General features: G+C 58.8%; 15 protein-coding genes. 11 read left to right on the top strand and 4 right to left on the bottom strand.

The genetic code is table 11. The annotated features are described in order from the left end of the window. Positions 1 to 13: 13 nt before the first annotated feature. The 5 genes from K227x_RS14890 (at position 14) to K227x_RS30585 (ending at position 3609) form a co-directional block, all read left to right on the top strand. Positions 14 to 226, top strand: coding sequence for a DUF3565 domain-containing protein (locus K227x_RS14890; protein WP_145170630.1), 213 nt, complete (start codon positions 14 to 16; stop codon positions 224 to 226). Positions 227 to 640: 414 nt separating this feature from the next. Then, on the top strand, positions 641 to 1927 hold the full coding sequence (locus K227x_RS14895) for a DUF3472 domain-containing protein (protein WP_145170632.1): 1287 nt from the start codon (positions 641 to 643) through the stop codon (positions 1925 to 1927). 127 nt (positions 1928 to 2054) lie between these two features. After that, on the top strand, positions 2055 to 2624 hold the full coding sequence (locus K227x_RS14900; RefSeq protein WP_145170634.1) for a c-type heme family protein: 570 nt from the start codon (positions 2055 to 2057) through the stop codon (positions 2622 to 2624). Between the two features lie 95 nt (positions 2625 to 2719). Further along, the gene (locus K227x_RS14905; protein ID WP_145170636.1) at positions 2720 to 3403 is read left to right on the top strand and encodes an MOSC domain-containing protein; all 684 of its coding nucleotides are present in this window, start codon (positions 2720 to 2722) and stop codon (positions 3401 to 3403) included. A 29-nt stretch (positions 3404 to 3432) separates the two neighbouring features. Then, entirely contained in the window at positions 3433 to 3609 is a 177-nt protein-coding gene (locus K227x_RS30585; RefSeq protein WP_218933256.1) for a hypothetical protein, read from the top strand. Between the two features lie 232 nt (positions 3610 to 3841). Here the strand turns inward: K227x_RS30585 and K227x_RS14910 are convergent, their stop codons facing one another. Together K227x_RS14910 and K227x_RS14915 are read right to left on the bottom strand one after the other, a co-directional pair. Further along, positions 3842 to 4261: an RrF2 family transcriptional regulator gene (locus tag K227x_RS14910; RefSeq protein ID WP_145170638.1), complete on the bottom strand. Its 420-nt coding sequence runs from the start codon at positions 4259 to 4261 to the stop codon at positions 3842 to 3844. A gap of 53 nt (positions 4262 to 4314) precedes the next feature. Next, positions 4315 to 4542 (bottom strand): DUF542 domain-containing protein, encoded by a 228-nt coding sequence (locus K227x_RS14915; RefSeq protein WP_145170640.1) that lies wholly within the window; start codon positions 4540 to 4542, stop codon positions 4315 to 4317. Positions 4543 to 4723: 181 nt separating this feature from the next. Here K227x_RS14915 and K227x_RS14920 point away from each other — a divergent pair, with 181 nt between their 5' ends. The 4 genes from K227x_RS14920 (at position 4724) to radC (ending at position 8120) form a co-directional block, all read left to right on the top strand. Further along, the gene (locus tag K227x_RS14920) at positions 4724 to 5737 is read left to right on the top strand and encodes an NAD(P)H-dependent flavin oxidoreductase (RefSeq protein ID WP_145170642.1); all 1014 of its coding nucleotides are present in this window, start codon (positions 4724 to 4726) and stop codon (positions 5735 to 5737) included. Continuing rightward, positions 5734 to 6279: a c-type heme family protein gene (locus tag K227x_RS14925; RefSeq protein ID WP_145170644.1), complete on the top strand. Its 546-nt coding sequence runs from the start codon at positions 5734 to 5736 to the stop codon at positions 6277 to 6279. The genes K227x_RS14920 and K227x_RS14925 overlap by 4 nt, the downstream gene beginning before the upstream one ends. Before the next feature lie 124 nt (positions 6280 to 6403). Further along, a complete protein-coding gene (locus tag K227x_RS14930) occupies positions 6404 to 7039 on the top strand; it encodes a hypothetical protein (protein ID WP_145170646.1) in 636 nt (211 codons plus the stop codon). Between the two features lie 136 nt (positions 7040 to 7175). Continuing rightward, complete coding sequence (gene radC / locus K227x_RS14935) at positions 7176 to 8120, top strand: RadC family protein (RefSeq protein ID WP_145170648.1); 945 nt, start codon at positions 7176 to 7178, stop codon at positions 8118 to 8120. Between the two features lie 121 nt (positions 8121 to 8241). Here radC and K227x_RS14940 read toward each other — a convergent pair whose 3' ends face one another. Then, positions 8242 to 10875, bottom strand: a complete 2634-nt coding sequence (locus K227x_RS14940) for a DUF11 domain-containing protein (protein ID WP_218933258.1) — start codon at positions 10873 to 10875, stop codon at positions 8242 to 8244. Positions 10876 to 11163: 288 nt separating this feature from the next. On the opposite strand from K227x_RS14940, the gene K227x_RS14945 reads away from it, so the two are divergent. Together K227x_RS14945 and K227x_RS14950 are read left to right on the top strand one after the other, a co-directional pair. Then, positions 11164 to 12492, top strand: coding sequence for an IS1182 family transposase (locus K227x_RS14945; RefSeq protein WP_145169287.1), 1329 nt, complete (start codon positions 11164 to 11166; stop codon positions 12490 to 12492). A 944-nt stretch (positions 12493 to 13436) separates the two neighbouring features. After that, on the top strand, positions 13437 to 16250 hold the full coding sequence (locus K227x_RS14950) for a DUF11 domain-containing protein (RefSeq protein WP_145170652.1): 2814 nt from the start codon (positions 13437 to 13439) through the stop codon (positions 16248 to 16250). 3679 nt (positions 16251 to 19929) lie between these two features. On the opposite strand, the gene gcvP is transcribed toward K227x_RS14950, so the two are convergent. Next, entirely contained in the window at positions 19930 to 22935 is a 3006-nt protein-coding gene (gene gcvP, locus K227x_RS14955) for an aminomethyl-transferring glycine dehydrogenase (RefSeq protein ID WP_145170655.1), read from the bottom strand. Positions 22936 to 23279 lie beyond the last annotated feature (344 nt).

Genomic DNA, 23279 nt, shown 5'->3' on the forward strand with positions numbered 1-23279 from the left:
AGAAGTCAATCGAATGCGTCAGCCCATCACCGGTTTTCACACCGACGACGACGGACACGGGGTCGCCCAGTTGGCCTGTGGGCACAACCAACATGTGCGGCACGATCCCCCTTGGATGAACCGCGTGTGGGTCACCAGTCCAGCGGGACGACAGTCGATGATTGGGCATCCGTTGCAGTGCCGAAAATGCGAAGAATCCGCACCGCAGGACGATCGACCTGACTGATCCAGGGCAATCGACGGGCCGTCATGCCGATCCGGTTGTCCACCGCTGTCCGGCGAGCGATTCGCAAGCACGCGTGAAACGACGCGGTTGATCGATTCCCCAGTCCATCATGTTCGCAAGCTGCGGACTTTGGCGTGACTAGATTTCGACACGGGGATTTCGACACGGTGGATTTCGACACGGTGGATTTCGACACGGTGGATTTTGGCACGGGGGATTTTGGCATTCCCACAGCGGTTGGGGGCATCCAGCGGGGGGCGTTCGCCAACGACGCAAGACAAACTAAACTGACCTGCGTTCGCCTACCTGGGACGCGGGTTGCAGGATTGCAATCGACAGCGTCTACCGGTTCCTGGCGCGCACTTCCCTTGCTGAACAAACGACGTCTTTGCCGCCCATCGGAACCCCACAATCATGTATCTGTGCAGACAATTTCTCGTTGCAACTGCGTTGCTGTCGTTCGCCGTTGAATCGTCGGCGGAGATCCAGTCATCCGTTCCGATTGCCGGCAATGCTTTTCGATCACCACCGTCGCGAGCCATGGATCGGGATGGCAATTTGCATCTGGACGGATCCAGCGACGTCGATTCGGTGTTCTTTCACGTGGCGCAGCCCGGTGAAGTTTCGCTGGCAGTCAAAGCGAGTGCGGATGGGGGTCAGGCAAAGCTGAAAGCCACCATCGGCGAAACCGTTTTGCCGGCAACGATTGCGGGGGATTCCATGGCCGTCTACCCGCTGGGCAAAGCGACCGCCACGTCGGCGGGCTACCTGCGCGTCGATCTGGTGGGCGTGGATCTGCCAGCGGATGCTTCGATCAAGGTGCGTGAATTGATCGTGACATCCCAGGATGATCAACAGAGTTTCGATTATGTGAAGAGCAACGAAGGCAACATGTTCTATTGGGGGCGACGTGGACCGTCGGTCCATCTTGCCTACCAACTTCCCGCCGACCGCAAGTTGACCTATGCCTACAGCGAGATGACCGTCCCCGAAGGCCAGGACCCAATCGGTTCCTACTTCATGGCCAATGGGTTCGGCGAAGGCTACTTTGGCATCCAAGTGAATAGCCCGACTGAACGACGCGTCTTGTTTTCCGTCTGGAGCCCATATCGAACCGACAACCCTGCCGATATCCCGGACGCGGATCGAGTCGTGACATTGGCAAAGGGAGATGGAGTGCACGCCCAAGATTTTGGAAACGAAGGATCCGGAGGCCAAAGCTATCTGTTGTATCCGTGGAAATCCGGTACGACCTATCGTTTTTTGACCGAGGTCAAACCCGATGGAATGGGGAACACGCAGTACACGTCCTGGTTTAGCGAGAAACAGTCCGGTCCATGGCTTCTGGTGGCCAGCTTTCGACGCCCCAAAACCAACAAGCATTTAACTGGCTTCCATTCGTTCCTCGAAAACTTTTCGCCCGATTTTGGCCACGTGCAGCGATCGGCGAACTACGCAAACCAGTGGGTGCGTGGAACCGACGGTCGGTGGCAGGAGATCACGCAAGCCAAGTTCACGGGCGACGCAACCGCGCGAGGACGGCATCGCTTGGACTTCGCTGGCGGCAATCGCGGCGATGCATTCTTTTTGAAAAACTGTGGCTTCTTCGATGACCAAGTCGACGTTGATCAGGTTTTCGTCCGGTCGTCCACCGCCGATCAACGTCCGGACGTGGACTTCGACGCACTGCCGCGAGGCTAGTTTGACCGAACTGGGCTGAATTGCCGCAGGCGACGTCAAATTGTTGACAACGCGTGTCGCGTTCATTAAACATGCGTCGGACGTGCATGTTTCGCCGTCCTCGCTGTTGCATACTCCGGAGATACCGATGAAACGTCCGATTGTGTTCGCTGTTGCCTTGGCCCTGGTCGCGAGTGTTGTGGTTCCGATGAACCCGAATTGGGTTCAACAGTCGGTGGCTCAGGAGTCAGCCGACGGAAAGAAGGGCAACGCGAAGAAGCCTGGCAAGAAGGCGATTGAACGATCGAAGAAAACGGTGCAGACGTTGGACAATATCTTTAAGCAGACGATCGTGATGGTGACCGACAAATACGTTAACGACGATGATGACTTTGCCGCCGGCAGCGCCGCGGTCTTGTTGTTCAAGAACATCTCCGACAGCAGCAACAACACGATCCGATTGATCGACGCGACGGGCGATCCCTACGAAGCCGACAACGTGGCGAAGACCGAGTTCGAAAAACAGGGCCTGAAAAAGCTGAAACAGGGGGCTAAGTTGGTCGACGAAGTTGTCACCGTGGACGGCAAGCACTACCTGCGATCCCTGACCCCTGTTCCTGTGGTCATGGAAAAGTGCGTGATGTGTCACGCACATTATGCGGACGCGAAAGATGGCGAACCGATCGGTGCGATCAGCTACACCGTGCCGATCGAATAGGCACTGCCCTGAATGTGGCTGGTGGATGCGATCAGCATGCTGAACGCATCGACGGCTTTGACGAGGAAGTTTCCGACTCTTTCGGTGTTCGATCCATGGCGACAGACCCCACGCTTGAATCGATCCAAGTCGGAAAGCCTCGCACGATCTCGGGTGCAAAGCCTTGGGTGACTGGTTTTTTGAAGGATGCGGTCGAGGGCCCGGTCTGGTTAGACACCGAGAATTTGGATGGTGACGGCCAGGCCGACATGGATCACCATGGTGGCCCCCACAAGGCGGTGTGTGTCTATTCGGCGTCCCACTACCCGGAATGGCGTACGCGGTTGAATTTGCCCGAGCTGCCTTGGGGCAGCTTTGGGGAAAATTTCACGGTTGGCGAACTCACCGAACAGGATGTCTGCATCGGTGACGTATGGTCCGTCGGTGGCGCAGTGGTGGAAGTATCGCAGCCACGGCAACCGTGTTGGAAGCTCGCTCGCCGATGGGACATCAAAGACCTGGCGCTGCAGGTGCAGAACACCGGGCGGACCGGTTGGTATTTCCGAGTCCTGACCCAAGGCGTCGTCAGCTCAGGCATGCCGCTGGTCCTAGTCAATCGCTGCTGGGAACGATGGACGGTCGCCGAAGCGAATCGCGTGATGCACATCGACAAACGGGACCTCGATGCGGCGGCCCAGTTGGCAGCGATCCCGCAGTTGTCACCAAGTTGGAAAGCAACCCTGCGAAAACGAATGGACCACGACGAGCCCCCCGACGAATCCAAGCGACTAGGAAATTAGCGGATCCGAAAATCGAACCGAAGCGACCAATGTCGCCAGCCAGTAGCGAGACTCGCCAAGAGTTTCGGCCAACGCCCAGCCGGTACCGAAACTCGCCAAGAGTTTCGGCCCACGCCCAGCCAGTAGCGAGACTCGCCAAGAGTTTCGGCCCACGCCCAACCAGTACCGAAACTCGCCAAGAGTTTCGGCCCACGCTCAGCCAGTAGCGAGACTCGCCAAGAGTTTCGGCCAACGTCCAACCGGTATCAATACTCACCAACGCTTTGTCGATCGAGTGAGCCGTGATCGCGTGAGCGGCCGGGAATCCCCCCAATGCCCGTGGCCTCACGGCCAGCGGCTCACCATTGCCGTTGAAAGACCGACAAATCGCCAAAAGTTTCCGCGAACGTCGAATCATCGAAAGTCTTGACGACTTGCGTTACGGATGATACGTGCGATTCAATTGATATTTAAGAATTGATGTGGGGTGGGGACGACGTCGGCGATCGTGACGGTGGCTAGGTAAGCTTGCTGAACTCGTTCCGCTTCGGCCAAGACGCCTTTCAATCTACAGAACGAATGAATCGCACAGGAATCATCGCTGCCCACACAAGACAACAGATGCGTGTCCGATTCCATCGACGTGATCACTTCCCCGATCGTGATCTCACCCGGGTCCTTCGCCAACTGGATGCCGCCTCCGACGCCTCGCGTGCTGAGCACATAGCCGGCGCGGGCCAGCAGATTGACGACCTTAGCAACATGGTTCACCGAGATGCCGAATAACGATGCGACTTCGCCCACCGTGGCTCGCTGCGTTCGCGTCGCCAAATACATCAGCGTTCGTAACGCATAGTCGGTTTGCGTGGTTAGTTTCATGAGTTCAAACGTTGTCGCGGGAGCGCACTGAAAGATGTATGATGCGGGTTGGTTTAGTGTTGGTGCGTTTCGCTCGCGCCGTCACCGTGCCCAGCGGGTTTGCCGATGACCGATTGCAGACGCTGCAGCACATCCGCCGGACGCAGCCCCTTTTGAAGACAAACGTAGCCGAGCGACTTACCGCCACAACTGACGTCGAGGCCCAAATCCGTAAACACGCACGTCGTTTGCGGATGGTCGATGATCCAATCTGGGATGCTGGTGTCCAGGTCGCAGTTCATTCTTTCGATTGTAACGAAATAACATGTTCAAGCGTAAACCGAATATCGAATTCGCATGCTGCAGAACGGAACTGGATCGTAGCGTCACTTTCAAATCAGACGGCGATGATGGCTGTGTGCAGTTCAGTCAGTCGTTGGTCGCGGTAGTGCCAGTCAGTCATTCGGTGGCAACGAAATCGTGATGAATCAATCTGCATTATCAACGTCGATCTGCGAGATCCTGGGGTGCCAGTTCCCAATCCTGCAGGCTGGGATGGGCGGCGTTGCTCGGGCCCAGCTTGCCGCGTCGGTGTCCAAGGCGGGGGCATTTGGATGCTTGGGGATGGTCCGCGAGTCACCCGCGCTGATCCGGCAAGAGGTCGATCGAGTCCGCACTTGGACGGACCGTCCGTTCGGCGTCAACCTGATCCCATCGGCGACGCAGCCACAGCTTTTCCAGTCGGAACTGGACGAATGTTTGCGGTTGAACGTCCCCACGCTTGTGTTCTTCTGGGATGTCGTTCCCGACGCCGTGAAGAAGGCCAAAGATGGTGGTTGCACGGTCGTGCATCAGGTGGGCAGCGCCGAACAAGCGATCAAGGCCGAAGCAGCCGGTGCAGACATCATCGTCGCTCAGGGCGTCGAGGCCGGTGGTCACGTTCATGGCATGGTCACCTCGCTCGTCCTGCTGCCACAGGTTGTCGATGCGGTGTCCATCCCCGTGGTCGGATCCGGCGGTTTTGGATCGGGACGCAGCTTGGTTGCGGCGCTGGCGTTGGGAGCCGAAGGCATCCATTGTGGGACGGTGTTTGTGGCGACGGAAGAATCTTTCGCTCACGACATCCACAAGCAACACCTTGTCGACGCCGGCGCCCAAGACACGATTCACACCGACGCCTTTGCGATCAATTGGCCACCCCATTCGGCAGTGCGTGTCTTGAAAAGCGAAGTGACCGCCGCCATCGAATCGAAGCCATTCGGACATCAGTCTGAATCGATCGTGCGGCAGCAGATTGCCGAGGAAGAAGGACGCCCCATCTATCTGATGAGCACCGATTCGCCTTTGAAGTCAATGACGGGCGACCTGAACAGATTGGCGATGTACGCCGGCCAAGTGTGCGGCCAAGTGAATTCTGTATCGCCAGCGGAAACTGTTATTCAACGAATGATGGACGAAGCCGCAACCGTGATCCAATCGCTAGGGAACAAAAGATGATTCGTGCCTTGCTGGTTCTATTGGTCGTCTGCTGCGTATTCAAGTTTGCGGCGGCGGATGCCACCGATGGGGACTCGTCGGCCGACGTGGCACGGGAAGTCTCCATCCCCGCAGCCACCACCATCGGTGAGGCTCGGGCACGAGCCAGCCTGCTGCACGAAGCTATGCGTGGGACGTTGCAGGTCGTTCACCGCGACTTTTTTGACGAAGACAATGCACGGGTGATCCCGTCACAGTCACTCGAAGACGTTTTCGAAAGGATGGGCGACAACTTCGGCGTGGATCTAAAGTGGCTCATCGTGGAAACCGATTCGTTGAATTTCAATCACGAGCCCGAGGATGACTTCGAACGATCCGCCGTCAAGGCACTCAAAAGCGGCGTCACGCGACACGAAGCGGTCGAAGACGGACGTTATCGTTTCGCTGGTCCGATCCGACTCGCCTCGCAGTGCCTCAAATGCCATGTCAAGCACCGCACCAGCACGGAAGACCGGACTGCCGGCCTGCTGATCTCGATGCCGATCGTCGCCCAGCAGAAATGAAGCCGCAGGGGTTGATGGCAGTGCTATAATCAAGGCGCGACGGTGAATGGGTTCGCGTGCTGTTTCACCGAGGCCGTCGCGTTGGCTTGATCGCGTGGTAGGGGGGCGGATGATGAAGATTCGAATGATTTCAGTGCGAACGGGGACCGGATTGGCGTGCTTGGCGTTTTGTTTGGCGCTGGCAAGTGAAGGCATGACCCAGGATGTGCAGCGTCGGTCGGCGCTGCGGCCGCGTGCCGACGATGAATCGAAGGTTGCCAATCCATTTCTACCGGCGGCGAAGCCGGCACAGGAAAACGGCGCTGGCCCGATGCAGGACCGCAAGATCGCAGACGCGTTCAAGCAGCGTGCGATCGACGCCGCGAATGGTGGTGGCGATGGAGCCAACCGAAATGGCAGACAGCGGGCAGGGGAGCCGAATGCGGGACCAAACGCAGACGCGCACAACAGACACCGTGGCGATCATCGCCGCCCCGGCCCGCGGTATCCGCTAGGCCCCGGCGTGTACGGCGGCGGATATGGCAACCCCTATTTCTATGGCTACACCTACGGGAACCCGGGCTTCACGATTCCACCGAATTACGGACCTGCCTACCCAGGGATCGGATACCCGTACTACGGTTACTACGGATATCCCGGCTATGGCTATCGCTACGGCGGGCGCACGATCATCCGGCAGTCCACCCAAAAGTCGACCACGCCGGGCAGCAACTACTTTGGCGACCCCAACGCCAGCCACTACTTCCCTCCGATTCCTTGATCCGCAACCTTCGGCATCACGTTCTTCAACCGCGATCGCCAGCTCTGCCTTGGCCTCCAAGCCCACCACCGCCGTTCGGATCGCTTAGAATGATATTCAGCATCTGATCCGCCCGATGTTGGAGGCCAGGGATACCGTGAGCGATGAACGCCGCCAGCGACTGACTGCCGTATTGAATCCGTTAGTCCAGTTGGACGAATTTTCGTCCGAACAGGCAAAGCAAGAATGCTGCGAGTCGCATCCCGGATATGTGACACGGACATTGGGGCAGCTTGTCAGAGACGGCTTTCTCAGTCGCGTCGAAGTGGACGGTCAATTCCGATATCGCTGGACGGCTCCGAGAGAGGCGTTCGAGTCGGTCGCCTGGATCGACTCGCAAATCCATGGGATCCAGGTCAAAGAAACGCCAACCGATGAACGACCGCGTGAAAAACTGATCCGTGCAGGTGCCGCATCGCTATCGTTGGCTGACCTGTTGGCCATCCTGATCCGCGTGGGTGTTGTGAACGAGTCCGCATTGGTCGGCGGGCAGAAGGTCGCCAACCGGTTTGCCGATCGATTGCCCGACCTTTCCCAATGCAGTCCGTTGGATTTGAAAAAGGTGTCACCCGCGGTGAAATCCGACAGCTACTGTCAGATCATGGCCGGGATTGAACTGGGGCGACGAATCGCCACTATCCAAGCGAAGCAAGATCCGGTCGTGGTGAACATCACCAGCACGCGTGAAGCGGTCGAGTACTGCGAGCACGCATTCGCTCGATTGGCGATGGACGGTGTCCAAGAAGAATTCCATATCGTCAGTTTGGATACCAAGCACAAACCGATCCAATCCCACCGCATCACCGTGGGGACCTTGGATGCCAGCTTGGTGCACCCGCGAGAGGTGTTTCGTCCGGCGATCCGGGATGCGGCATCCGCCGTGCTGCTGGTCCACAATCACCCCAGCGGTGATCCCACCCCAAGCCGCGAAGATCACCAGGTGACCGACCGTTTGACCGAAGCCGGAAAGATCCTGGGGATCCAGGTGTTGGACCACATTGTGGTTGCCAAACAAAGCAGCGTTAGCATTCGAGAATGCTGACGCTGCGTCGATCGGTCTGATTTCGTAGCCGCCACGTTATCCGAGTGGGAACGATCCTGATCGGGGAATCAGGATTTCGAATCCACACTGGCGGTCGGATGACCGACGTAGTGATGCGAGATCACTGGTCGGCGTAGACCAGCGTGCTTTCTTCTTTGGTCACAGGCTTCGTTTCGTGCTTGCTGACCACGACGGCTTTGACCAAGTGAGTGCCCTGAGCAACGCCACGGACTCGGACGCGAAACTTCATCTCTTCGCCCGGTTTCAGCTGTGCACGCGGTTGGAAAGCGACCAAGCCACGACCGTCCGTTCCGGCATCGCTGTCGGAATCAATCAGTTCCAATCCAGGTGGCAGCAACAGTTCGACGCGGACGTCTTCGTCGGGTTTCGAACCGCTGTTGTTGACCGTGATTTCATAGCTGGTTTCGGCCCCCATTTCGATCGGGCCACCCGGGTTGGTGATCTGGAAACTCAACTCCGCCAAACCTTCGACTTGAACGGTCTTTTCGCACTTCGCTACCACACCCAGGTCGGCTCGAGCGTCCACGGTCAGTGCCCGTGCGCCTTGTTCGACAGGCAACAGGGTCAGTGGAACGGATCCGCCTGCACCGGCGGCAAGAGTCGCAAGCGACCAGTACACGCTATGACGCGATGGGTCGTATTGGCCTTGCGAATCGGTACTGACAAAGGTGAAACCGCGGTCAAGTTGAACCGACAGTTCGACATTGTTGGCGACATCGGTACCGTTGTTGGCAACTTCCAATTGATAGGTTACCTGACGTTCCAGGTAACGAAGCGATGGACCGTTCAATTCGACAGCCAAGTTGGGTGCAGTGACTTCGACCTTGATCGTGTCTTCGGCACTCAGCCCGTCTTGCGAAACCAAACGGATCGTGTTTTGAACCATCCCAGGCGAAACCGCTTGCAGCCGAAGCACTTGGGTTCGAACTTCGCCGGGAGCCAGAGTACCGATCATGTTGTCCAGTTGTCGCCCCTTGGGGTGCGAAAGGCCTTCGGGAACATCGACTTGCAATGAAACACCTTCGGCGGATCCCGTTCCCGGGTTCGATACTTCCAGTTCGATTTCAAGCTGCTGGCCAATCAAGACCGTATCGAGAGCTCGTTGGACAATCTTCAATTCGGGGCGGGTGCTCATCGTTCGAACCGACGCGGCCGCTTCGAAGGTGACTCGTGCAACGCTTCCCAATTCGCCTTCGGTTTCCGGAACCAATTGCATCGTGACGGTCCGTTCGTCTCCGGCGGGTAGAGCCCCTAATTGCCACATCAACAGGCTGCCCTGTTGAACCGGCGCGGGCGACGCATCGACAAGCCGCATTCCGGCGGGGATACGATCGTGAACTTTTACATCCAACGCTTCGGCAGAGCCGACGTTCTGGACCTGAATGACAAACGATGCGGGCTTGCCAACGGTGACTTCCGCTGGTGCTCGCTTGTGAATGACAACGCTGGGCGACTGGATTCCTTCCAACCGACGATCGCCAGGCGAATCGACGACTGAATTAGGATCGATTTCGACAGCCCCGGTGGGCTGCGCAAATGGCTGAGGTTGATATGCGTTTGCGTCACCGTAGGGCTGGTTGGCCTGGACGCTTGGCTGAGCCGACATACCGCTTGGCAGTGCATTGCCCGTGGGCAGGCTCGCCATCCGTGCGGGCGGCATCGACTGGTCAGCCGCGAAGGTTTGGCCGGCCGGATCTTGCATCATCGGTTGAACGGGTTGCGAAGCTGCGGGATCGGCTTGGTACGCCATTTCGCCCTGGGGGGCGAAGGTACCGGCAGACGATTGTGGCGGCGCGTTCTGCATCGCGAAGTCTTCCGCTGGCGATGCAAATCCTTCGGCCGGTGGTGCGAAACCTTCGGCTGGCGGTGCCGGAGCAGGCATTCCGCCTCGTAGATCGTTGTCTTGCATCGGCTGGTCGCGAAGCAGGTTGCCCTGCGCCATTGCCGATGGATCGCTCATGGGTTGCGGTGCGGCGTAGTCAGCAGGTCCTTCGTTGCCAGTTGCTTGTGGCGTATCGTTGAAGTAGTCGACCTGAGGCGTTTGAGCCATTTTTAGCGTTGGCAATCCGTCGCCCGACATTGCGTCGGCGGGATTGGATCCCATCGGCATCGCGCTGGGGGCCATCACGCTGGGGTCCATCACGACCGGTGCCGATGATTCAGGGTTTGCGTTGGCGTGATCCGTTGGGAACGTCATCGATAGCGAACGCTGCGTGGTGGCCGAAGGATCGTCGTACGCTACCGCAGGTTCGGACATCGCATCCGCGGATGGCATGCTCCAGTCGGTTGCAGCGCCAGGATCGTAGCTGGCTTCGGGGTTGCCCAGCGATGCAGGAGCCGATCCAGGAGCAAAGCCATTGCCTTCCATGGCGACAGCAGGCGCGAAGCCCGATCCGTCACCGCCGGCTGGAATGTCTTCGCTGTGCTGGACCAATGCAACGCGGCTGGTGCCAAACACATCGTCGTGCTGGTCCTGGTCGACCGCAAAGGTCGCAGAAGCCTGCGCGACGCCGCTTGCAGCATCACCATTTGCATCCGATCCATCGGCAGGCTGAGCCAACCAAGTTTCCTCGGACATTCCCGCGATGGGTGCAGCAGGTTCGCCCAACGACGGAGCCTGCGCAGTCCACGAACCGGAACTGTTTTCTTTGTCTTTTTGAGCTAGTGCAGCAGCATAGGCACCAAAAATGATGGTGACCAAACCAGCGCCGAGTCGTACGCCAAACGATTTCATGGGTCGCATTCCTTCGCAAAATTCCTGGCAATTCCTTTGCCGCTGGCCTTTGATATCACAACTTGAGCAAATCTGGAAAGATCAATCAGTGTGAAACTGTTGTGGAATTGCTATCTTTCAAAATCAGGTCCCAAGGCAATCCCCCCGCCCATCACCCTATCGCTGAGCAGCGCCCCAACGGCCCGCGCGTCCACACCCACCCCCCAATCGTTTAACCGCGTGCCCAACGAGGCTGTGAATAATTGAGTTTTGGCTTGTTGGATTTCTACATGGGGCTAAATTATTTGCATGAAAATTCCAACCGATGCTCAGCAGCGTGGTTCCGCTCGCACCCACCGCCCCGAACGCAGCCAAGTTGAGATGCGGTTCTATTCGCTCGACCAGATGGTGGCCCGCGAGCACCGCGTTCGTTTGGTATGGCAGTACTGCGAATCGCTCGACCTCGGACCGCTTTACGAGAAGATCAAATCGAAAGTAGATGGTCGTGGTCGTACCCCGATCGATCCGCGAATCCTCTTCGCCCTGTGGTTCTACGCAACGCTCGAAGGGATCAGTAGCGCCCGCCGTTTGAGCGATTTGACCACCCGCGACTTCCACTACCTGTGGATCTGCGGCGATGTCACGGTTAATCATCACACCCTGAGCGACTTTCGCAGCGGCAACGCCGAGTATCTCGAGAAGTTGCTTAGCGACTCGATCGCCGTGCTGCTGAGCGAAAAACTGATCACGTTGGATACCATCGGGCAGGATGGCATGCGGGTGCGTGCCTCGGCCGGCAGCAGTTCGTTTCGGTCCGAATCGACGCTCCAACAGATGCAAGAGGTTGCCGAAGACTATGTAAAGGAACTCGCCGAGCGATCCGACGAGGAAGCTGCCGCGGCAACTCGGGCCGAACAGGCCGCCCGCAAGCGTGCTGCCGACGAACGACTCGAGCGTATCAAGGCGGCTCAAGAGAACCTCAAAGAACTTGAGCGACGTCGTAAAGAGAAACGATCACGCAAAAGCAAGTCGACCCCACGAGCCTCCACAACGGACCCCGAAGCGGCGCGGATGAAGATGGGAGACGGCGGTTTTCGCCCCGCCTATAACGTCCAATTCGCCAGCGACGGCGACTCTCGAATTGTCGTCGGCGTGAGCGTTGACAATCAGGGCAGCGATCAAGGTGAGATGCTTCCGATGTACGAGTCGATCTGCCGCACCTATGGGGTGACGCCGGCACACTACTTGGTCGACGGCGGGTTCACCAAAGCGAGCGATATCGAAGCGATGGACGCTGCGGGGACGGAGGTTTACGGTCCACTGAAGGACATCAAAAGACAAGTCGCTAACGGCAAGGATCCCCATGCGAGCAAGCCGGGCGATAGCGACGCGATGGCGAGGTATCGAAAGAGGATGGGGACACCCGAGGCGCAGGAGATGTTGAGACGACGTCCATCGATAGCTGAATTTCCCAACGCGGAATGTCGTAATCGCGGTCTTCATCAGTTCCGGGTTCGTGGCCAGAAGAAAGCAATGGCCCAAACGCTTTGGCACGTGCTGGTGAACAACTTCAATCGATTGAACAACCTAGGATTTTTACAAACACTGATGAGGCAATCCTGTACTGCGACGCCTTGAGGTTGGCCTCCGGCCTCCAATCGTTGGACGCATCGCGTCCAACGAAGCTTCAAAGCGATCCACCAAGACAAAAGAACCACCGAAGCTTCAACCTGAAACTTTGACGACGACCGGCAATCCAAAATTTTTGAAAAACCACTTCAAAAACACGGCGTCAAGCCACAACCGGCCAATTATTCACAGTCTCAACGGGCCGCGCGTCCACACCCAACACCCCAATCGTTTAACCGCCCGCCCAACGGGCCGCGCGTCCACACCCAACACCCCAATCGTTCAACCGCGTGCCCAACGGGCCGCGCGTCCACACCCAACACCCCAATCGTTTAACCGCGTGCCCAACGGGCCGCGCGTCCACACCCAACACCCCAATCGTTCAACCGCCCGCCCAACGGGCCGCGCGTCCACACCCAACACCCCAATCGTTCAACCGCGTGCCCAACGGGCCGCGCGTCCACACCCAACACCCCAATCGTTTAACCGCGTCCCCAACGGGCCGCGCGTCCACACCCCACCCCCCAATCGTTCAACCGCCCGCCCAACGGGCCGCGCGTCCACACCCAACACCCCAATCGTTTAACCGCCCGCCCAACGGGCCGCGCGTCCACACCCAACACCCCAATCGTTTAACTGCCCGCCCAACGGCCCGCGCGTCCACACCCAGCCCCCAATCGTTTAACCGCGACCTCAACGGGCCGCGCGTCTCCATCACACGGACAATCCACAGGCCTGTGATCGCTCGCCAGCCCGGCCTGATCGCTGCCACCGCCACAACCCGAACAGATACCGGGTTCGTGTTGCTTTCCCGCATCAATTCATGTTGCCCAAACGCATCATTGCCCCTACCTGCGTGCTAGGTTTGATTGGGCAGCATCTGCCCATCGCAAACTCCTTACCAACCCGCTCGCTCATCAACAGATGACCCAGCGGATTTTGATAGCAGGCCGATGGATCACACCGCACGGACGACTGACGCGATCGCAACCTACAGGTTACCGGTATACCGGATCCTGATGGTCGCGATTGCGTTGCTGGTCGCCGTCAGCAGTGGATGCAGTCGTCTGCGACTTCCAGCGGTGGACCCAACGGGTTCCTGCCTATTTCGGCCTCTGCCAACGACCACATCCCTCGCTTTGCCCGGATCGGGCGGCGAGGGGTGTGGATGCTTGGGATGCCTCAGCGGATTGAAGGACAGCTGCCTCGGCTGCTGCCTGACCAAGCCGGGATTCAAATTCCCGACACCTGCATTCCCTGAACCAGCCGATCCGCCCGCGTGCCCAACACCGACCAATCCGTCGGTCGCATTGGGACAACAACGCAATGAACCCTGCGTTCCGAGCGCTGCATGTAGCGGATCCTGCGCTACTGGCCCGCGTGCGGTCCTATTGGGCAGCGAGATCGACAAACAGTGCGGCTGTTTGCCCGACCGTGGCAAACGTGGCTGCATTCTGCTGTCACCTACCAAGATTGTTGCCCCTGTGGGCGGCGAAGTCGTTCTGTTGTCAGGCGTCTGCGGTGATGATGGCTATCTGCAAATGAACGAAAAACTTGAATGGATGCTGGCACCCGATAGTGTCGGCAACTTCATTCAGGTCGGCGATGACGAACCCGGCGTGATCGGTCGTTTCGCAGGTTCACGCACACGTCCAGAAAAGAAAGATCCGTCCTACGCAATCGGAATCACCAGCACCAAGAAAACTCTGATCACTCGCGGCAACAACGATCCGCGAGACGATGTGCGTTTGGAAAAGGGTCAGACCTGGATCACGATCTCCAGCCCTAGCGAAGGCGTCAGCCACGTCACCGTGCTGGCCCCCGACAGCGAATGCTGGGACCAACGCAAATCAACCGCCACGATCTATTGGGTCGACGCCACGGCACAGTTCCCAGGCGCGGAAATCGTTCCGGCGGGGACACCTGTCGAACTGACGACTCGCGTGACTCGGTCCGAAAAGACTTTGCCAGCACGCGGCTGGAAAGTCCGCTACGAAATCATGGAACCTGGACTTGCCACGTTCGCTGGCACCGGCGGCTCTTCGGTCGTCGAAGCAACGGTCGATGATTCGGGCAACGCAACCGTCCAGCTAGATCCCGTTCCCGGCACCAGTGGCAGCACGGCTGTCAACATGCAGGTCATCCGGCCCGGCGGAGTCACCGACAACCTTCCGACCCTGACGTTGGGCGAAGGGCAAACGTCCGTGACTTGGTCGTCGCCCAAGCTGGAACTGCGCACCGGTGGACCGGCTGTTGCATCCTACAATACACCCTATCAAGTGGTCGCGAACCTACGAAATCCCGGCAACCAAGCGGCGACCAACGTTCGTGTCGACATCGAAATTCCCCAGGGAACTCGTATCATCGGCACCGATTCGTTCGCTCGCCAATTGCCCAACGGAGTGACGTGGGAAATCGGCACGCTCCCCCCTCAGACCCAATTGGATCTGTTCCTGGACGTGGCGTCCAAGGCCCCCGTCGACTTGATCTTCCAGGCTCGTGCCGACGGATTGGCGGTCCAGGACTCCGTTCGTGTCGACATTTTCCGACCATCGCTGGGCCTCGCCGTCGCTCCCGTCGAAGACCGAGTCGAAGCCGGAATGCCGGTCACGTTCAACATTGATGTGACCAACAATGGCGACCGTCCATTGACCGGGGCCTATGTCACGGCCACTGGTGATTCCTCGATCATCCATGAAAGCGGTGGAACCGGCGTTCGTGACAACAAGGATGGACCTCTTCAGCCCGGTGAAACGTGGCGAAAGAAGGTCGTCTTTACACCGACACAGTCCGGTCGTCGCTGCATTCGAGTCGACGCCTTTACCGATGGCGGGCAGCACGCCACCCAAGACGCATGCACGTTGGTCATCAACCCGATTCCCGAAACACCCAATCTGAAAGTCTCCGTTGACGGCAAGTCACGCGTTGTCGTCGGCGACTCGACCCTCGTTCGCGCTTCGGTGACCAACGATGGTCGCGGTGAAGCACGCAACGTGAACGTCGACCTGATCTTCGATCCCCAACTACAACTGCTTGCGGCTACGGAAGGTGCGGGTGAACAACGGATCGGTCAACGCATCGTCACGTGGAATATTCCCAGCATCGCCCCGGGCCAATTGGTGGTGCTAGAAGGTCAGTTCAGTGCCGTCGCACCGAGCCCCCGATCACGTGTCACCGTGACTGCCGAAAGTGCCACTGGATCACGTGGTACCGATGAATTCATCTTCGAAGTCACGGGAAACAACCAACCGGCCCAACCACCACGTGGCCCCAACCTGCCACCGGCGGGAACGTCACCCGAAATCCCAGGCGGACCAGCACCGCTGCAAGGCACGCCGCCGAACCTGGGACCTGGCAACAACGCACCAGTCACTCCATCGGGCCCCGTCCGAAGCGGACGCCTGCAAACGTCGATCTTTGGCCGCGACAACCCAGTCCGCGTCAACGAACCCATTCGCTACTCGATCAGTGTCACCAACGATTCGAACCAACGTGACGGACAAGTCGGAATCCAGTTCGCTTTGCCGGACGGGATTCGCATGGAACGATTGGTTCCTCGCACGAACCCAGAACTCAGTGACTATCGGATCGATACTGGAGTCGTCTCCTTGCCGTACATCCCAAATTTGGAACCGGGCGAATCGGTCGACTTTGAACTCGTGCTCAGTAGCAACCAGGCACAAACCTTCAACCTCAACGTCGGTGTGCGAAGCTTAAATTTCCCCGATGGTTACGCGGAATCAGTCACCACCCAAGTGATCCCTTAAAGCCAGACAGGCCACCTCCCGGCCAGGGAGACTCAAGCACAAGGCGATAGCCCCGGTTATCAGTAGCGCAAGTCGCCAAGACTTTCGGCCCAGAGACGTGGAATCACCGAAAGTCTCAGCGACTTGCGCTACCAAACGAATCACCGCACCTGCCGAAACGAAGAACGAAGTCGAAACAGCTCGCCGCCCCCATGACCCGCTTGGGCGATAGCCGCCAGCTCAACGTAGCGCAAGTCGCCAAGACTTTCGGCCCGGAAGCGCGAGATCACCGAAAGTCTCGGCGACTTGCGCTACGACACGAATCACCACACCTGCCGAAACGGCAAACGAAATCGAAGCAGATCGCCGCCCCCATGAGCCGCTTGGGCGATAGCCGCGGTTATCCGTAGCGCAAGTCGCCAAGACTTTCGGCCCAGAGACGTGGATTCACCGAAAGTCTTGGCGACTTGCGCTACGAAACGACTCACCACACCTGCCGAAACGAAGAACGAAATCGAAACAGCTCGCCGCCCCCAAGAGCCGCTTGGGCGATAGCCCCGGCTCAACGTAGCGCAAGTCGCCAAGACTTTCGGCCCAGAGACGTGGAATCACCGAAAGTCTTGGCGACTTGCGCTACGACACGAATCATCGCCCCTGCCGAAACGAAGAACGAAATCGAAACAGCTCGCCGCCCCCATAAGCCGCTTGAGCGATAGCCCCGGTTCAACGTAGCGCAAGTCGCCAAGACTTTCGGCCCAGAGACGTGGCATCACCGAAAGTCTCGGCGACTTGCGCTACGACACGAATCATCGCCCCTGCCGAAACGACGAACGAAATCGAAGCAGCTCGCCGCCCCCATGACCCGCTTGGGCGATAGCCCCGGCTCAACGTAGCGCAAGTCGCCAAGACTTTCGGCCCAGAGACGTGGCATCACCGAAAGTCTTGGCGACTTGCGCTACGACACGAATCACCACCCCTGCCGAAACCACGAACGAAGTCGAAACAGCTCGCCACCCCCATGAGCCGCTTGGGCGATAGCCCCGGCTCAACCTAGCGCCCCTGCCGAAACCACGAACGAAATCGAAACAGCTCGCCGCCCCCATGATCCGCTTGGGCGATAGCCACGGTTCAACGTAGCGCAAGTCGCCAAGACTTTCGGCCCAGAGACGTGGAATCACCGAAAGTCTCGGCGACTTGCGCTACGACACGACTCACCGCCCCTGCCGAAACGGCAAACGAAATCGAAGCAGCTCACCACCCCCATGACCCGCTTGGGCGATAGCCCCGGTTCAACGTAGCGCAAGTCGCCAAGACTTTCGGTCCAGAAACGTGGAATCACCGAAAGTCTCGGCGACTTGCGCTACGACACGAATCACCACCCCTGCCGAAACCACGAACGAAATCGAAGCAGCTCGCCGCACCCATGACCCGCTTGGGCGATAGCCCCGGCTCAACGTAGCGCAAGTCGCCAAGACTTTCGGCCCAGAGACGTGGAATCACCGAAAGTCTCGGCGACTTGCGCTACGACACGAATCACCGCCCCTGCCGAAACCACGAACGAAATCGAAACAGCTCGCCGCCCCCAAGAGCCGCTTGGGCGATAGCCCCGGTTCAACGTAGCGCAAGTCGCCAAGACTTTCGGCCCAGAAGCGTGGCATCACCGAAAGTCTTGGCGACTTGCGCTACCAAATGACTCACCGCCCCTGCCGAAACGACGAACGAAATCGAAGCAGATCGCCGCCCCCATGAGCCGTTTGGGCGATAGCCGCCAGCTCAACGTAGCGCAAGTCGCCAAGACTTTCGGCCCAGAAGCGTGGAATCACCGAAAGTCTTGGCGACTTGCGCTACGACACGACTCATCGCCCCTGCTGAAACGACGAACGAAATCGAAGCAGATCGCCGCCCCCATGAGCCGTTTGGGCGATAGCCCCGGTTCAACGTAGCGCAAGTCGCCAAGACTTTCGGCCCGGAGACGTGGGATCACCGAAAGTCTTGGCGACTTGCGCTACGACACGACTCATCGCCCCTGCCGAAACGGCAAACGAAATCGGAACAGACCGCCGCCCCCATGAGCCGCTTGGGCGAAAGCGCCAGCTCAACGTAGCGCAAGTCGCCAAGACTTTCGGCCCAGAGACGTGGCATCACCGAAAGTCTTGGCGACTTGCGCTACCAAACGAATCACCGTCCCTGCCGAAACGGCAAACGAAATCGAAACAGCTCGCCGCCCCCATGCCCCGCTTGGGCGATAGCCCCGGTTCAACGTAGCGCAAGTCGCCAAGACTTTCGGCCCAGAGACGCGAGATCACCGAAAGTCTCGGCGACTTGCGCTACGACACGAATCACCACCCCTGCCGAAACCACGAACGAAATCGGAACAGCTCGCCGCCCCCCATGCCCCGCTTGGGCGATAGCCCCGGTTCAACGTAGCGCAAGTCGCCAAGACTTTCGGCCCAGAGACGCGAGATCACCGAAAGTCTCGGCGACTTGCGCTACGACACGACTCATCGCCCCTGCCGAAACCACGAACGAAATCGGAACAGCTCGCCGCCCCCCATGCCCCGCTTGGGCGATAGCCCCGGTTCAACGTAGCGCAAGTCGCCAAGACTTTCGGCCCAGAGACGCGAGATCACCGAAAGTCTCGGCGACTTGCGCTACGACACGACTCACCGCCCCTGCCGAAACGGCAAACGAAGTCGAAGCAGACCGCCGCCCCCATAAGCCGCTTGGGCGATAGCCCCGGCTCAACGTAGCGCAAGTCGCCAAGACTTTCGGCCCAGAAACGTGGATTCACCGAAAGTCTCGGCGACTTGCGCTACGACACGACTCACCGTCCCTGCCGAAACGAAGAACGAAATCGAAACAGCTCGCCGCCCCCATGACCCGCTTGGGCGATAGCCCCGGTTCAACGTAGCGCAAGTCGCCAAGACTTTCGGCCCAGAAGCGTGGCATCACCGAAAGTCTTGGCGACTTGCGCTACCAAATGACTCACCGCCCCTGCCGAAACGACGAACGAAATCGAAGCAGATCGCCGCCCCCAAGAGCCGCTTGGGCGATAGCCCCGGTTCAACGTAGCGCAAGTCGCCAAGACTTTCGGCCCAGAGACGCGAGATCACCGAAAGTCTCGGCGACTTGCGCTACGACACGACTCACCTCCCCTGCCGAAACGGCAAACGAAGTCGAAGCAGATCGCCGCCCCCATGAGCCGTTTGGGCGATAGCCGCCAGCTCAACGTAGCGCAAGTCGCCAAGACTTTCGGCCCAGAGACGTGGGATCACCGAAAGTCTTGGCGACTTGCGCTACGACACGAATCACCGCCCCTGCCGAAACGAAGAACGAAATCGAAACAGCTCGCCGCCCCCATGAGCCGCTTGGGCGATAGCCCCGGTTCAACGTAGCGCAAGTCGCCAAGACTTTCGGTCCAGAAACGTGGAATCACCGAAAGTCTCGGCGACTTGCGCTACGAAACGACTCACCACACCTGCCGAAACGAAGAACGAAATTGAAGCAGCTCGCCGCCCCCATGAGCCGCTTGGGCGATAGCCCCGGCTCAACGTAGCGCAAGTCGCCAAGACTTTCGGCCCAGAGACGTGGAATCACCGAAAGTCTTGGCGACTTGCGCTACGACATGAATCACCACGTCTGCCGAAACGGCAAACGACGTCAACAGCCCGCGGCCTTGGAACGAAACCCGCGTTCGCGACTACGAATAATCGTCCATCGGCGGGCACGAGCAGACCAAATTGCGATCCCCGTAGGCATTGTCGATTCGGCCCACGGTGGGCCAGAACTTTGCATCACGCAGCCAGGCCACAGGCCAAGCCGCTTGCTGACGCGAATACCCGTGATTCCACTCGTCGTCGGAAACGGCCGCCATCGTATGCGGGGCATGTTTCAGCGGGTTATCCTCGCGGTCCATCGATCCCGTTTCGATTTCACGAATCTCCTCACGGATCGCAATCATCGCGTCACAGAAACGGTCTAGTTCCGATTTCGACTCGCTCTCGGTCGGTTCGATCATCAAGGTTCCGGGGACCGGGAACGACATCGTCGGCCCGTGGAATCCATAGTCCATCAATCGCTTCGTGATGTCCTCGACTTTGACGCCCGCGGTCTTTTCAAAGTCACGACAATCGATGATGAATTCGTGCGCCACGCGTCCATCGCGATCGGTGTACAAGACGTCGTAATGTTCTCGCAATCGCTGGGCCATGTAGTTGGCGTTCAGAATTGCCACCTGAGTCGCTTTGCGGAGTCCGACGCCGCCCATCATCGCGATATACACATAGCTGATGGTCAGGATGCTGGAACTGCCGTAAGGCGAAGCCGACACCGGCCCAATCGCAAACTCGCCCGCGGTATCCGGGCGTTGAATCGGGTGCCCCGGCAAGAACGGCACCAACTGGGATGCCACTGAAATCGGCCCCATTCCTGGACCACCGCCGCCATGCGGAATGCAGAAGGTCTTGTGCAAGTTCAGGTGACAGACGTCGGCGCCGCACTTCCCGGGGCTGGTCAGCCCGACTTGAGCGTTCATGTTGGCGCCGTCCATGTACACCTGGCCGCCATTTTCATGAATCAGATCGCATACTTCGCGAATTGTCGATTCAAAGACGCCGTGCGTCGACGGGTATGTGATCATCAGCGCCGAAAGTTGGTCGCGATACTGAGTCGCTTTGCTGCGCAAGTCTTCGACGTCAACGTCGCCTCGGTTGTCACATTTGACCGCCACCACCTTCATGCCCGCCATCACCGCGGACGCGGGATTGGTTCCGTGTGCCGACGTCGGAATCAAACACACGTTTCGAACATTCGGTTGACCAAGTTTCGCAGCAGCGTGTTCGTGATAGGCTCGGATTACCAACAGTCCTGCATATTCGCCCTGGGCACCGGCGTTGGGCTGCAGACTGACGGCCGCAAATCCGGTGACCTCGGACAACCAACGTTCCAATTCGCGGAACATCTGCGTGTAGCCGCGCCACTGTGTATCGGGTGCAAAGGGATGGATGTCCGAAAATTCCGGCCATGTAACCGGAAGCATCTCGCTGGTCGCGTTCAACTTCATGGTGCACGACCCCAGCGCGATCATCGAATGCGCCAGCGATAGGTCGCGTCCCATCAATTTGAAGATGTACCGCAGCAACTCGGTTTCGCTGTGGTAGCGATGAAAGACTTCGTGGGTCATGAAGGCGCTTGTCCGCGACAGCGAACCGAAGTCTAGCATTCCCGCATCGTCGGCTTCGGCCAGAAGTTCATCGACATCGAAGCCGGTAAAGTGACCAAAGTTGAAAGCGGCCAATAGATCCGCAATCAACGCGCGGTCGACGGTTTCGTCCAAGGTCACGCCCAACGATCCGTCGTCGTATTCACGCAAGTTGATCTGGCGTTCGCGTGCGGCATCCGCGACTTGACGTGCCGCGTGCATTCGTCCTTTGCCGAGACGGATGCGGATCGTGTCAAAAATCGGCCGACGTCCGTCGCTGGCATTCGGATCGGTCGCATGGCCGTCGATGGAGTGCCCGAGTCGCTGCAGCCCGCGAGCGAGCGCACATGTATAGGCCTGAGTCCGGGCCGCGATCTGGCGAAGTCCGTCGGGCCCATGATAGACACCGTAGAAAGAACTGATGATCGCCAACAAAGCCTGCGCCGTGCAAATGTTGCTGGTTGCTTTGTCGCGGCGGATGTGTTGTTCGCGAGTCTGAATCGCCATTCGCAGCGCCCGGTTTCCGTGCGAATCTTTGGAAACACCGATCAGTCGGCCGGGCAACTTTCGGGCGTACTTGTCGTGCGTCGAAATGAACGCCGCGTGTGGACCACCAAGCCCCATCGGGACACCGAACCGCTGAGCGCTGCCGACACAGATGTCCGCCCCCCATTCGCCGGGCGGTTGCAAAAGAGTCAGTCCAAGCAGGTCTGCCGACGCGACCACCAAACATCCAGCCTTCGCCGCGCGTGCGGCCAGATCGCTGTAGTCGTGAATCTGACCGTCGGTGGTCGGGTACTGAACCAGCACTCCCCCCAAGCCGCCCTTACCGTGTTCGAAATCAATCTCGCTAAGAGGGCCGATTTTCAGTTCAACGCCCAATCCTTCGGCACGGGTCTGCAGCAACGCCAGAGTCTGCGGATGACATTGATCACTGGCATAGAAACCGCACTTCTTGTGGTTGCTGATGGCGATACACATGCCCATCGCTTCGGCCGCCGCAGTGGCTTCATCCAACAGGCTTGCCCCGGCCAGCGGCAATCCGGTCAGGTCAGCGATCATCGTTTGAAAGTTCAGCAGCGCCTCGAGACGGCCCTGGGAAATCTCCGCTTGGTACGGTGTGTACTGGGTGTACCAGCCCGGGTTTTCCATCACGTTGCGGAGGATCACCGGTGGCGTCACGGTCCCGGTGTATCCCATCCCGATACAGGATCGATAGACGCGGTTCTTTGCCGCAATCTGCTTTAATCCCGAAAGAAATTCGGATTCGCCCCGTGGGGCGGGAATGTCCAGGGGTTGGTCCAAACGAATGTTGGCTGGCACCGTGGAGTCGGAGAGTTCGTCCAAGGTCGAAAAACCGAGTCGCCCCAACATGTCCGTCAATTCGCCTTCCGACGGACCAATGTGCCGACGAATGAATCCGTCAGCAAAATCCAGCAACGTTTTCGCGTCTGCGTCGCCAAGGTGGGAAGCGGCAGGGCTATCAGAAGTCGATGCTGTGCTCATCGTCAGCGGTCCGGAAGAATGGCCTGGGAATCAAAGATCGGGGTCCCGCACGAATCGCGTACCCCGCGAAGCCGTTCCATCGTAAACCCCAGACCGCAACTTTGTCACCGGCACCAATTCTGGACTCACCACCACCATCCCCTTTGAAAACAGCCAAGGGATTAGGATCAAAACGGCACGGGCGTAATCACATCCAGCAAAAGGGATCCACGGCGCGCGTCGAAGGCAGTGCGACCCGGCCGTGGGATTCGCCAGAATTCCCCATGCCGCATCCCCCCCTAAAATTTCGGGGAAACGTCGCTGCAGGCGGCCTACCGCTGGCGCGGGGGCGATCCACGAATCAC

The organism is Rubripirellula lacrimiformis, assembly GCF_007741535.1.
In the GTDB taxonomy this organism is placed as follows: domain Bacteria; phylum Planctomycetota; class Planctomycetia; order Pirellulales; family Pirellulaceae; genus Rubripirellula; species Rubripirellula lacrimiformis.